The 12,544-nt window shown below is 44.1% G+C and carries 12 protein-coding genes; 11 read left to right on the plus strand and 1 reads right to left on the minus strand.

The annotated features are described in order from the left end of the window. Positions 1–135: 135 nt before the first annotated feature. The 11 genes from F890_RS07980 to F890_RS08030 all read left to right on the plus strand — a co-directional run bounded on the left by F890_RS07980 (position 136) and on the right by F890_RS08030 (position 11,661). On the plus strand, positions 136–2,913 hold the full coding sequence (locus F890_RS07980) for a nitrate reductase (RefSeq protein ID WP_005266358.1): 2,778 nt from the start codon (positions 136–138) through the stop codon (positions 2,911–2,913). Next, complete coding sequence (locus tag F890_RS07985; protein WP_005266359.1) at positions 2,910–3,536, plus strand: molybdenum cofactor guanylyltransferase; 627 nt, start codon at positions 2,910–2,912, stop codon at positions 3,534–3,536. The genes F890_RS07980 and F890_RS07985 overlap by 4 nt, the downstream gene beginning before the upstream one ends. A 230-nt stretch (positions 3,537–3,766) precedes the next feature. Further along, positions 3,767–4,792: a GTP 3',8-cyclase MoaA gene (gene moaA / locus F890_RS07990; RefSeq protein WP_005266360.1), complete on the plus strand. Its 1,026-nt coding sequence runs from the start codon at positions 3,767–3,769 to the stop codon at positions 4,790–4,792. Between the two features lie 2 nt (positions 4,793–4,794). Next, positions 4,795–5,061 carry a MoaD/ThiS family protein gene (locus tag F890_RS07995; protein WP_005266361.1) on the plus strand — a complete coding sequence of 89 codons (267 nt, stop codon included), beginning with the start codon at positions 4,795–4,797 and terminating at the stop codon, positions 5,059–5,061. Between the two features lies 1 nt (position 5,062). Further along, positions 5,063–5,605, plus strand: a complete 543-nt coding sequence (locus F890_RS08000; protein ID WP_005266362.1) for a molybdenum cofactor biosynthesis protein MoaE — start codon at positions 5,063–5,065, stop codon at positions 5,603–5,605. A 70-nt stretch (positions 5,606–5,675) separates the two neighbouring features. Further along, a complete protein-coding gene (gene moaCB, locus F890_RS08005) occupies positions 5,676–6,599 on the plus strand; it encodes a bifunctional molybdenum cofactor biosynthesis protein MoaC/MoaB (RefSeq protein WP_004646996.1) in 924 nt (307 codons plus the stop codon). Then, complete coding sequence (locus F890_RS08010) at positions 6,596–7,837, plus strand: molybdopterin molybdotransferase MoeA (protein ID WP_005266363.1); 1,242 nt, start codon at positions 6,596–6,598, stop codon at positions 7,835–7,837. The genes moaCB and F890_RS08010 overlap by 4 nt, the downstream gene beginning before the upstream one ends. Positions 7,838–7,884: 47 nt before the next feature. Beyond that, positions 7,885–8,649 (plus strand): molybdate ABC transporter substrate-binding protein, encoded by a 765-nt coding sequence (modA, locus tag F890_RS08015; RefSeq protein WP_005251840.1) that lies wholly within the window; start codon positions 7,885–7,887, stop codon positions 8,647–8,649. Positions 8,650–8,655: 6 nt separating this feature from the next. After that, on the plus strand, positions 8,656–9,339 hold the full coding sequence (modB, locus tag F890_RS08020) for a molybdate ABC transporter permease subunit (protein ID WP_005266364.1): 684 nt from the start codon (positions 8,656–8,658) through the stop codon (positions 9,337–9,339). 1 nt (position 9,340) lies between these two features. After that, positions 9,341–9,982 (plus strand): ATP-binding cassette domain-containing protein, encoded by a 642-nt coding sequence (locus tag F890_RS08025; RefSeq protein WP_005266365.1) that lies wholly within the window; start codon positions 9,341–9,343, stop codon positions 9,980–9,982. A gap of 329 nt (positions 9,983–10,311) precedes the next feature. Continuing rightward, positions 10,312–11,661, plus strand: coding sequence for an MFS transporter (locus tag F890_RS08030; protein WP_005266366.1), 1,350 nt, complete (start codon positions 10,312–10,314; stop codon positions 11,659–11,661). A 299-nt stretch (positions 11,662–11,960) separates the two neighbouring features. Here F890_RS08030 and cynS read toward each other — a convergent pair whose 3' ends face one another. Continuing rightward, positions 11,961–12,410: a cyanase gene (cynS, locus tag F890_RS08035; protein WP_004280338.1), complete on the minus strand. Its 450-nt coding sequence runs from the start codon at positions 12,408–12,410 to the stop codon at positions 11,961–11,963. Between the last annotated feature and the right edge of the window lie 134 nt (positions 12,411–12,544).

Consider the following 12,544-nt stretch of genomic DNA (forward strand, 5'->3'; position numbering starts at 1 on the left):
CTCCTTTGCTAAAGGAGGGTTGGGGAGGATTAAAACTTTTGAGATATAGAAAATATTTAAATCAAACCTGTAAAAACTAGATATCAGAGATTTGGTGAAACACGTGAATTTGGATGATTAAGGAGCACAGCAGCAATGAATAGTATTCCGGTTATGGAACTACATAGCTCTACTGAATCCCAAATAAAAACCACTCAGACGACCTGTCCTTATTGTGGAGTAGGCTGTGGTGTCATCGCGCATGTAAGCCAAACCCCTATGGGTGAAAAGGTTCAGGTTGAAGGCGATGTTCAGCATCCTGCGAACTTGGGCAAGTTGTGTATTAAAGGCAGTCATCTTGCCGATACACTTGGCTTAAAAACCCGGCTTCTGCATCCGATGACAGGGCGAAAAGAGCAGCGGCAAATAAGCACTTGGGATCATGCTATTTCAAGTATTGCCAATAAATTTCAGCAATATATTGATCAGTATGGACGTGACAGCATCGCCTTTTACGTCTCCGGCCAGCTTTTGACTGAAGACTATTATGTGGTGAACAAGTTTGTAAAGGGCTATCTCGGTACTGCCAATATTGATACCAATTCAAGACTGTGCATGTCATCTGCTGTGGCAGCGCATAAACGGGCTTTTGGCGAAGATCTGGTACCGGCCAGCTATACAGATTTTGAGCAGACAGAAATGGTGGTTCTGGTCGGATCCAATACCGCCTGGTGCCATCCGGTGCTTTATCAGCGCATTATGAAAGCCAAAGAAGAGCGGGATTTATTCGTGGTAGTGATTGATCCACGCTTTACCGCAACCTGTGAAGCGGCAGACTTACACTTGCCGATTTTACCAGGTCAGGATGTCGCGCTGTTTAATGGCTTGTTGCAATATCTTCAGCAAAATGGTCATGCCGATCTGGATTTTGTTACACACCATACTCAAGGTCTGGAGCAGGCGCTTGCCAGTAGCTCGACAGAGTCATCACTTGAAAGCGTGGTAAAACGTACCGGTATTGCTATTGAAAAATTAACCTTATTTTTTCAGAAATTTGCCCAGAACGAAAAAATCATGAGCCTGTTTTCCATGGGCGTAAACCAATCCTCTCAAGGAGTAGACAAAGCCAATAGCATTATCAACTGTCATTTATTGACAGGAAAAATAGGCAAACCCGGTTCGGCACCTTTTTCCATGACCGGACAGCCGAATGCGATGGGCGGACGGGAGGTCGGTGGGCTGGCCAATATGCTGGCCAGTCATCTGGATTTGGATAATCCGCAACATCAGCAACTGGTGCAGGATTTCTGGCAAAGCCCGGTCATCGCGCGGCAGCCCGGATTAAAAGCAGTCGATTTATTTCAAGCGGTGGAAAGCGGGAAAATCAAAGCCATCTGGATTATGGCCACCAATCCGATCGTGAGTTTGCCCGATGCAGATCAGGTTAAACGCGCTCTGGAGAAGTGTGAATTTGTGGTGGTCTCCGATATTTGTCTCAACACCGATACCACGCAATATGCCGATGTACTGTTACCGGCACTGGGTTGGGGCGAAAAAGATGGCACAGTCACCAATTCGGAGCGCTGTATTTCCCGGCAAAAGGCTTTTTTACCGGCTCCGGGTGAAGCTAAAGCAGACTGGTGGGCCATTTCCCGGGTGGCTCAGGTCTTAGGTTTTCGCGGTTTTGACTTTAACAACAGTCATGACATTTTTCTGGAACATGCCCGTTTATCTGCCTATCAGAATAGTTCGCTTTCGCAACGTGAAGATACACCGAATTTTCGCTATTTCAACCTGCAAGGTTTAACTCATCTCGGTTTTGCGGAATATCAGAATCTAACACCGATTCGGTGGCCAGTCTGGGATAAGCAAGAAGTTTATCAGGTTGATCAACTATTTAGTCAAGGCCAGTTTAGCCATGCAGATGGCAAAGCCAGATTGGTGCCAACAGTTGCAGCCGATCCGGTACATGCTATTTCTGCTGAATATCCTCTGATCCTGAATACTGGACGCATTCGCGATCAATGGCACACCATGAGCCGTACCGGATTATCTGCCAGTTTGTCCCAGCATCGTGCCGAGCCTTATTGCGAGCTGCATCCGCAAGATGCACTGAAGTATGGCCTGAAAGATGCCGAGCTGGTCGAGGTGAAATCCGCTTGGGGAAGTTGTGTACTCCGTGTGCAATTTTCACAAAATATACGACGTGGCCAGATTTTTGCACCGATTCACTGGAACGACCAGTTTGCATCCGATGCGCGGATTGGCAAAGTGGTGAATCCGGTGGTTGACCCGATTTCCGGCGAGCCAGAATTTAAGCATACTCCGGTGATGATCCAGCCATTTTATACCCAGTGGCAGGGCGTGCTGTATGTACGGGAAGGCTTTGAGCAGAAAATCCAGACCATGATTAAAAATACGGTGTGGTGGAGCAAAACTCAAACCACTCAGGCCATCCGGTATGAACTGGCAGACCGGCGCCGTTTTTCTGATATCACCGGGCAGATCAAGAGCCTGTTAGCCTTTGATGATGAAAGCTTTGAATGGCTGAATCTCGAAGATCAAACGGCGCATATCAGTCATAGTGTGGTGCTTCAGGATGGCCAGTTAATTGCCAGTTTTTATATCGCACCGGCGGCACTATTGCCAGATCGTGACTGGGTGGCAGGCCTGTTTAGACGTGAACGTCTGAGTGCATTACATCGTAAAGCATTGCTGGCAGGTCAGGCCATGTCGATGGGAAATAGTGAAGGGCCATTAGTCTGTAGCTGTTTTAAGGTCGGTAAGAACCGAATTATTCAAACCATTAAAGATAAAAATATCACGCATGAAAAACAGGTAACTGCATGTCTAAAAGCCGGAGGAAATTGTGGTTCATGTTTGCCAGAAATTAGAGGCCTGATTAAAGCCTGCCAGACGGAGTACATAGAATGAAAAGAAGAGTGATGAAGACGGTGTCTTATCCGGAAACTGATGTGGTGATCCTGGCCGGAGGTTTAGCGCGGCGCATGAATGGCATCAATAAATTGCTGCACAAATTTGATGATGAAATCCAGCTCATTAAAATCCATCAGCAGTTGAAGTCCCGGGCAAGCAAAGTTTGGGTCAATAGTCATCGGGATCACTCCATTTATAAACGGATGATTCCTTCGATCGACTTTTATCAGGACGATGAACCCGGTTTTCAGGGACCATTGATGGGCATGAAGAGTGCTTGGTCACATGTACAATCTGATTATGTGCTGTTCGTACCCTGTGATGTGACCTATATTCCCAAAAAAGTCATTTCACGTTTACATCAGGCCCTGCAACGACATCCTTTATCTGAAGTGGCGGTAGTTGAAATCAATGAAAAGGCATTGTTTCCATTCTGTCTGATGAAACGCAGCAGCTTACCCACTCTTATACAACATCTTGAAAATGATCAGCACAGTTTAAAACTCTGTTTTGCTGACATGCACATGCAGCGGGCAAGCTTTAAAAATCGTGCCCTGTTTTTTCACAGTATTAATTCATTTGACGAGCTACAGCAGCATCAACAGCTTAACTTTCTCTAGCGTTTAAAATGCTAAAAGTCGAATTATCATATTCTGGTTCACCAAAATATTGCTTTTTTTATTTTTCGAGCGAACTTTTGGACTAAAAAAGAACAAATATTACCCATTAATATTCATTAAACATAAATTTGTGCAAAGTTGGAACACTTATTGCTCATTCATTGTGAAGAAATAGGGTAGTAAATCAAGACTGTTAAATAACCGTGCAGATCTCATCATGGACCGCAGCAATGAACAGCATGACAGCTTTAGCACCTCGCAGTATCTTTCAGGATCAGTTTGGACGCCAGAAACGTAAGTTGCGGATCTCGGTGACTGACCGTTGTAATTTCAAATGCAGCTATTGCATGCCTGAACATCCGCAATGGATAAATAAAAAAGATTTGCTCAGTTTTGAAGCCCTGTATGCTTTTTGCGAGTTTATGGTGCGACACGGGATTGAGCAGATCCGGGTGACGGGTGGCGAACCGTTGATGCGTCAAGGTATTGTTCATTTTATTGCTCGCTTGCAGACATTGAAAGCCTTTGGCCTGAAACGTATTTCCATGACCAGTAATGGCCATTATTTAAAAGATTATGCTCAAGCGCTTAAACAGGCAGGACTGGACGATCTGAATATCAGTCTAGACAGTCTTGATCCAAAGCAGTTTCAGCAACTGACCCAAAAACAGTTACAGCCTGTACTTCAAGGTATTTCTGCCGCACAGCAGGCAGGTTTGACCGTCAAGATCAATAGTGTGCTCATCAAAGGCATCAATGACAATCAGATTATTCCTTTGGTGAAATGGGCACAGCATCAGGCTATAGAACTGCGTTTTATTGAGTTTATGCCCCTCGATGGCGATCAGAAATGGAATCCGTCTGATGTCATCAGTGAGCAGGATATCCTGGATCAACTGAAAACTGAATTTGATGTCCAGGTATCTCAAGGACAAGGCGCCAATCCAGCCCGTGGCTATTTGGTCAATGGGCAGCCTTTGGGGATTATTTCCACCATTACCCATTCATTTTGCAGTGATTGTGACCGTCTGCGCCTCAATGCCCAAGGTGAATTTTATAACTGTTTATTTGCCAGACAAGGCCTGAACCTTAAGGCAGATATCGAACAACTGGCGCTGGATCATTTCGCCACACAGACATTTCAGCACAAGCTCCACGCTTATATCTGGCATAAAGAGGCCGGCTTCCATGCGATCCAGCAATCACCAATACAAAAGCCGATCCGAAAAATCAGCATGCACAGCATTGGAGGGTAAATATGTCACTCACTCAGCAAAAATTAATTCATATCAAAATAGAAGCCTTCGGTGCGATTGAACGACAAATTCCCACAGATTTAAATTTGCAATGCGAGTCTGAAATTCAGGTTTCTGAAGTCCTGAACCAGTTGCTATCCCTCTATCCCGATATACAGCCCATGCTGGAACGTTGTGCCTGTGCAATCGGTGAAGACATTATTTCCAGACAGAATGTTTTAAATCGTGACAGTACGCTGGTGCTGTTATCGCCGGTAGCAGGAGGCTGAGATGCAACTCAAGTCACTAAAACAATTTGCCCGAATCCAGCAGACTGCTTTTAGTCTGGAGGATTTTGATGGTATCCAGCATTTTCCGGAATGTGGTGGAATCGGCATCTTTGTCGGAACAGTACGTAACCATCATCAGGGAAAAGCTGTGCGTGCCCTGAAATATACTGCCTATGCGCCTGTGGCTGAAAAAATGATTCGTGAAATTGAACAGCAGATCCAGACCAAATATCAGGTGTCTTATGTGCGGGTGGTACATCGGATAGGTGAGCTGGGGGTTGGAGAAATAGCCATTATTGCTATGGCTTATGCCGCCCATCGTCGTGAGGCTTTTGCGGCCTGTGAGGAAGCTGTGGAACGGGTGAAGCATGAAGTTCCGGTCTGGAAAGAAGAATTTTATACGGATGGTAGCAGTCAATATGTCGAAGGCTGTTGTATCCGAAAAGATCATGGACCTGAAACGGATCACTCTCATCATGCAGAAGAAGCGCATTGTCACCATCACCATGTAGCAGAACACGCTTGCCAATCACCATCTAATTAAATGCGTCCAATGAGGATGCATAAGATGAATCACTTTAAAACAGATTTTAAAAATTAGCCTGGGATGAATCATGAAAAATGTAGGGATGAAAGCAGAAAGTTACCGTACAGCAATTGCCACTGGAATCCTGCATGCACCGCCACATTGCATTGAGCTGCTACGTAATGGCAATACTGAAAAAGGTGATGCCCTGAAAACAGCACGCATTGCCGGCATTCTAGGTGCCAAACGGACCGATGAGCTGATTCCATTGTGCCATCCATTACCGATTTATCGTGCCGATGTGGAATATGAACTGTGTGATGCACATGTCGAAATTATTGCTACTGTTGAAACCATTGGACCAACTGGTGTGGAAATGGAAGCTTTGACAGCGGTCAGTCTGGCAGGTCTGACCTTGTATGACATGCTGAAGCCGCATTGTGAACCGGAAGATTTGTCGCTGGATCAATGCAGGTTGCAGCAGAAAAAAGGCGGAAAATCACATTTTACCCGCGTACTTAAAGAGAGTCTGTCCGCTTCGGTTATTGTGCTGTCCGATACGGTTGCAGCAGGTAAAAAGCCGGACACTGCCGGACAAAACGTAATGGAAATTTTAAAAGAAGCCAATTTTGATTCTATTAGTTATCAGGTTATTCCCGATAGCCCAGAACAGCTCTTGACCCTGATTGAACAGCAGAAAAATCAGTATCCGCTGATTCTAACTGTGGGCGGTACTGGCTTAGGTCCTAAAGACCTGACCGTCGAAACCCTACAACCTTTGCTGCAACGGGAAATTCCCGGTTTAATGGAAGCTTCACGTAGTTTTGGGCAAAAACGTACCCCTTATGCAGCATTAAGTCGTGGCGTGGCTGGCTATATTGAGAACAGTCTGGTGATGACCCTACCGGGAAGTCGTCAGGGTGCGAAAGAATCTCTGATCGCGGTACTTCCGGCTTTAGTGCACTTGTTTGATGTGCAAAAAAATATCCCACATGCGGGGGGCTATCAATGAATCAGGCACTATCACATTCAGCCTGCGGTGCTGAACCGGGACTGATTTCTGTTGATCAGGCACTGCAGATGTTACTTGAGCAGACGCATATCTTGGTAGCTGAAAGCCTGCCGCTTGCTCGGGCTCTGAATCGCTATCTGGCAGAGAAGATTGATTCGGCCATACCATTGCCGCTGTTTTCACAAAGTGCTGTAGATGGCTATGCGCTTTGCAGTCCAGAAAATGTTAGTGCTTACAGCACTTTTGAACTCATTGGAGAGATTCGGGCAGGGCAAAGTACTGAAATTGAACTGCGGCCAGGTCAGGCGGTCCGGATTTTTACCGGTGCCAGGATTCCAGCAGGAACTACAACGGTCGCCCGTCAGGAAATTGTCAAATGCCATGCCAATCAAATCATTATTACAACAGACCTAAAGCCTCATACGGATATACGTGATGCAGGCGAGGAAATCGCACAAGGGCAGCGTCTGGCAGATGCAGGTCAAAAACTGCATGTAGGTGCAATTGCAGCTTTGAGCATGGCAGGCGTAAAGCAGGTTTCAGTCTATCGTTATCCTAAAATTGCTGTTGTGATTACTGGAGATGAAGTCGCTTCCAGCATTGAAGACCTGAATTCCGGAAAAATCTTTGACGCCAATGCTCCACTGATTCAGGCCTGGTTTCAATCACAGGGTCAAAACGTAGATATTCTGCATGTTTCAGATAATGAGTATGAGCTGCAAACGTTAATACATCGTCTTAAAAACCAATACGACTTCATATTGACCACAGGCGGGGTTTCGGTGGGTGATTATGATTTCATTCGTCCTGTTGCCCTGGAGCAGGGTTTTGAGCAGATTTTCTGGAAAGTGAAGCAGAAGCCCGGAAAACCGATGTTATTTGCCAAGTATCGTCGAGATGATCAAGGTTACTGTTATCTCTTGGGTTTGCCGGGAAATCCGGCTGCTGTGTATGTCGGGATGCAAATCTATACGACAACTTTACTGAATGCCTTACAAGGGCAAAAGCAGTCACCTGCATGGCTTAGTGCGGTAATGACACATGATTTGAAAGCGGATGCACGTGAACGTTTTTTAAGAATGGCTGCAGAATTTGATCAGGGTACTTTAAAGCTCAAAAGCCTGGCGAAACAGCAGTCGCATATGTTGAGTAATCTGATGCAGGCCAATTGTCTGGTACGTATTCCTGCAGCAACAGAAATCCAAGCCGGGCATGTGGTACAGGGTTTGCTGATTTGAAATGCCTGTCGCAATTCTCAATATTCGAATCACATAGAATGAGAAAGATGGATTTATTCAAAGTTCTACTCACTGGCGTGCTGTTGACTAGCCCCATGCTGTATGCCGAAACAGTTAAAATATATGCCGCAGCCAGCCTGACCAATGCGATTACTGATATTTCCAGACTATATGAGCAACAGCATCGGGACATCCAGATCGTTCCGGTTTTTGCTGCGTCTTCGGTATTGGCGAAACAAATTGCGGCGGGAGCCAGCAGTGATCTATTTTTCTCTGCAGACCTGGACTGGATGAATGATCTGATCAAGAAACAAAAAATTCAGATCGGTCAGATTCGACCTTTGCTTTTGAATGAACTCGTATTGATTAGTCCTATTCAGCAAAAAAATCATTTTAAAATGTCAGCCGACTTTAATCTTGCTAAAGCCTTTCAAGGCTATCTATGTACCGGACAAATGGAATCGGTGCCTGCCGGAAAATATGCCAAGCAAAGCTTAACCCGGCTAGGGTGGTTGAATCCGCTTCGGGGCAGAATAGTCGGTACGGATAGCGTTCGTTCAACCTTGGCTTTTGTAGAACGTGGCGAATGTCAGGTCGGCATTGTGTATAGAACTGATGCCTTGATGAGTAAAAAAGTTAAAATTTCGGGGGTGTTTCCAGCCAGTACACATCGTCCGATTGTGTATCCAATCGCTTTAACCCGGCAGGGCCAGAAAAATCAGGCAGCAGTCCAATTTTCTGAATTTATCCAGACGAGTCCAAGGGCCAGGCAGATTTTCCAGAAATATGGTTTTAAGCTTAAGGTAGGCTAACTGCTCATGCTTACACCAGAAGAACTGAGTGCCTTAGCGCTTTCAGCCAAAGTAGCGGGCTTTGCCACAGCGGTGTGTCTGCCATTTGCTATCGCCGTAGCATGGTTACTGGCGCGTTATGAATTCAGGGCCAAATTTCTTGTAGAGGCGATATTGCAGATGCCCATGGTGCTACCGCCGGTGGTACTGGGGTATCTTCTGCTCCTGCTGTTTGGTCATCAGGGGATGCTGGGGCAATATCTGCATGCATGGGGAATTCAGCTGATATTTAACTGGAAAGGTGCGGTACTGGCAGCAATCATTGTGGCATTTCCTTTAATGGTACAACCGATTCGTTTGTCTTTTCAAATGATCAACCGGCAATTAGAACAGGTGGCAGGATCTCTAGGCGCTGCACCATGGCGGGTATTCTGTAGCATTAGCCTGCCTCTGGCTTTGCCTGGAATTTTAATCGGTAGCATTTTATGTTTCAGCCGCAGTCTGGGAGAATTTGGTGCCACCATTACCTTTGTTGGCAATATTCCAGAAGAAACCCGCACGATTCCCATCGCCATTTATAGCCTGTTACAACAGCCTGATGGAGAAAGTATGGCTATGCGTTTGGTCATTTTATCTCTGATTCTGGCTTTTTCAGCCTTGATTGCAAATTACTGGATCATGCAGAAGTATCAACGTAAATTGGAGGCTTAAGATGCTGAAGTGTGATTTTCAGTTTAATTACGCAAATTTCCAGCTACAGGCCAGTCTGGATATGCAGACGCAGTTGATTGGTATCGTCGGAGCATCAGGAAGTGGAAAAAGCACCTTTTTAAAAAATATTGCAGGGCTATTAAGACCTTCACAAGGCTTTATTCATTTCCAGCAAAAAATATTATTTGATCATCAGCAGAAACTGAATATTCCTGTTCATCAAAGAAAAATTGCCCTGATTTTTCAGCAAGCCTTGCTGTTTCCGCATCTGAATGTCATGCAGAATTTAAAATATGCAGAACAGCTAAATATAAAAAATAAAGGTCAGCAGAAATTTATGTTTGAAGACATTGTGGAGCTACTCGAATTAAAGGCTCTGCTTCGGCATCGGGCGCATCAGCTTTCTGGTGGACAGGCACAGCGCGTTTCTATCGGTCGTGCACTTTTATCTTCTCCCGACCTATTACTTTTGGATGAGCCTTTAAATGGACTGGATCAAAAGCTGAAAAACCAGATTTTACCTTTTCTGAAAATTGTGATTCATCAAACAAACTTACCCATGATTTATGTAACCCATCATGTAGATGAAGTAGCGTATTTACAGGCGCAGGTGCTGCATTTTGAAAAGGGAAAAATTATTTGATCCAGTACTGCACCGATTTAAACCAGCAATGACTCCGAGCAGGTCATCCTCTCGCTTTTTTGCTAATAATGCCTCAGAAGCTATCTATTTTTCTCTCTATTTTTAAAAATGAAAAGTCTAATTTAAGAGCTTAAATATAAATTATTTTATATAAAACAGTATCTTATTTTATTTTAAAAATAATCTGGCATGACCTATGCATATATCTGATTAAAGTCAAAGAAGACTCAACATTTGTATGACGGCCAATGACGTCCGTTCTGATCGTTACTGATATGCCTCGGCATCATAGTGACTTAAATACGTTCAGTTCTGGTAAGGAAATGGCTATGTCTTCAAATACAAGTCTCAATAAAGCAACAAAAATAAGTCTATTTAACTTCAGTAGTTCAGCGATGCGGGCCTTCCATATGAGTTGGCTCGCTTTTTTTGTCTGTTTCTTTGCATGGTTTGCCTGTGCACCTTTAATGCCTGTCATTGCCGGTGAATTCAGCCTGACCAAAGAGCAGATCGCCAATATCAATATTGCCGCAGTCGCCATTACCATTCTGGTGCGTCTGATCGTGGGGCCGCTGTGTGATAAATACGGTCCGCGTAAAACCTATACCGCCTTATTGATTATTGGCAGTATTCCGGTGTTTGGTGTGGCGTCGGCCAACAGTTATGAATCTTTCTTGTTTTTCCGTTTATTGATTGGCGCCATCGGTGCCAGTTTTGTCATCACCCAATATCATACCAGCATCATGTTTGCGCCGAATGTGGTGGGAACGGCAAATGCAACTACAGCAGGTTGGGGGAATGCCGGTGGCGGTGCGACCCAAGCCCTGATGCCTTTAATGCTGGCTGCTTTGGTCATGTTCGGTGTAGAACAGGCGATGGGATGGAGAATTGCGCTTCTGGTGCCGGGCATTCTGATGATCATTGTCGGTGTACTGTACTGGAAATTCACCCAAGACTGTCCACAAGGCAATTTTAAAGAACTTCGTGCGCAAGGTATTTCTGTTGGTAGCGATAAAAAAGGCGGCCTTGCAATCTTGATGCATGCCGCACGTAACTACCGTGTGTGGATTTTGTTTGGAGCTTATGCAGCCTGTTTTGGTATTGAAATTTTCATCCATAACATTATTGCCTTGTACTTTGTCGACAACTTCCAGTTTGGCCTAAAAGAAGCAGGCATGGCTGCCGGGATTTTTGGTTTACTGGCATTGTTTGCCCGTGCCTTGGGTGGCATTGTTTCAGACAAAGTTGCGATTCAAAAAGGTCTGGATGGTCGAACCAAAGTCCTGTTTGCCTTGATCATGCTGGAAGGTCTGTTTCTTATTCTGTTTTCGCAAATGAATAGTGCAACCTTGGCGATCATGGCAATGACCATCTTTGCCTTGTTTACTCATATGGCATGTGGCGCTACCTATGCACTGGTACCCTTTATCGACCGTGATGCCTTGGGTGGTGTGGCTGGTATTATTGGAGCAGGTGGCAATGTCGGCGCGGTGGCTGCGGGGTTCCTGTTAAAAGGGATACTGGATATTCAAACTACTTTGATGGTACTGGGTGGCTTGGTGGTGATTGCTGCAAGTTGTGTTTTGATGATCCGTTTCTCTGTCGAACATAAAGAAAAAGAACAGCTGTTATATGAACAGGCAGTAAATGAACGTCATCTGGCGGAAGCACAGCAATAACACTACATTCCTGATTTAAAATGAATGAACAAAAAGGATAGCAATATCCTTTTTGTTGTTTTTGCTAACTCACTAATAAAGTGATGAACCCAATATTCAGGATGGGAAAGTATTATTTAAACAGGACAGGAGGATTGAATTCATCGAATAAAAATAAAATTATTTATAGGTTGTAAGTTTAATTTGAGATGAAAAAATTATATATATTTTAATAACGATTTTAAAAAATAAATGAATTTAATGAGTGCAGATAAAATAAAAGCCATTTTCAAAATGGCTTTTATTTTTAGAATGATAAATTAATAGGTTTTGTAAGGTAAAAACTTTCCGGATAATACGACGTTCACCCGATCTCCGTTTGGATTATTCTCACGTTGAATATCCATATTGAAATCAATTGCACTCATAATTCCATCACCAAATTCTTCATGGATCAGTTCTTTAATAGTCATACCATAGACGCTGACAACCTCATACCAGCGATAAATCAGCGGATCTGTCGGCACGCTAGTTGGCAGAGAACCTTTATAGGGTACGATTTGCAGCCAGGCGATGGCTTCATCAGTCAATCCAAATATTTCACCAATTTTTTCTGCCTGTTCTTTATTAAAAGCCATCTGACCCAAACATGCGGCTGTCACCCATTCTTTAGAAAGGCCTATTGTTTCAGCGACATCTGCCCATTTGATAGACTTTAAAACTTTCGCTGAAATAATCATGTCTGTCACTTGTTGACGATGGCTAATCATAATCTTCTCCAATAGCTATATTTAAAAAATGACCGCTATAGATAATGCAGAGATTGTGCCAATATAATTATAAGGATGAAATTTTAAAATAATTTATAGGATTTTTATTAGCCATTTAAAATAAGTGGCATGCT

Origin of the sequence: Acinetobacter sp. CIP 64.7, from assembly GCF_000369745.1 — a bacterium.
Classification (GTDB): domain Bacteria; phylum Pseudomonadota; class Gammaproteobacteria; order Pseudomonadales; family Moraxellaceae; genus Acinetobacter; species Acinetobacter fasciculus.

What these genes read in the sequence shown, in the direction of transcription:
- moaCB (WP_004646996.1), top strand. Translation starts at nt 5,676, where the DNA reads ATGAAAAATGTAGGGATGAAAGCAGAAAGTTACCGTACAGCAATTGCC.
- cynS (WP_004280338.1), bottom strand. Translation starts at nt 12,410, where the DNA reads ATGATTAGCCATCGTCAACAAGTGACAGACATGATTATTTCAGCGAAA.
- modB (WP_005266364.1), top strand. Translation starts at nt 8,656, where the DNA reads ATGCTTACACCAGAAGAACTGAGTGCCTTAGCGCTTTCAGCCAAAGTA.
- F890_RS08025 (WP_005266365.1), top strand. Translation starts at nt 9,341, where the DNA reads ATGCTGAAGTGTGATTTTCAGTTTAATTACGCAAATTTCCAGCTACAG.
- F890_RS07985 (WP_005266359.1), top strand. Translation starts at nt 2,910, where the DNA reads ATGAAAAGAAGAGTGATGAAGACGGTGTCTTATCCGGAAACTGATGTG.
- F890_RS07980 (WP_005266358.1), top strand. Translation starts at nt 136, where the DNA reads ATGAATAGTATTCCGGTTATGGAACTACATAGCTCTACTGAATCCCAA.
- F890_RS08030 (WP_005266366.1), top strand. Translation starts at nt 10,312, where the DNA reads ATGTCTTCAAATACAAGTCTCAATAAAGCAACAAAAATAAGTCTATTT.
- modA (WP_005251840.1), top strand. Translation starts at nt 7,885, where the DNA reads ATGGATTTATTCAAAGTTCTACTCACTGGCGTGCTGTTGACTAGCCCC.
- F890_RS07995 (WP_005266361.1), top strand. Translation starts at nt 4,795, where the DNA reads ATGTCACTCACTCAGCAAAAATTAATTCATATCAAAATAGAAGCCTTC.
- F890_RS08010 (WP_005266363.1), top strand. Translation starts at nt 6,596, where the DNA reads ATGAATCAGGCACTATCACATTCAGCCTGCGGTGCTGAACCGGGACTG.
- F890_RS08000 (WP_005266362.1), top strand. Translation starts at nt 5,063, where the DNA reads ATGCAACTCAAGTCACTAAAACAATTTGCCCGAATCCAGCAGACTGCT.
- moaA (WP_005266360.1), top strand. Translation starts at nt 3,767, where the DNA reads ATGAACAGCATGACAGCTTTAGCACCTCGCAGTATCTTTCAGGATCAG.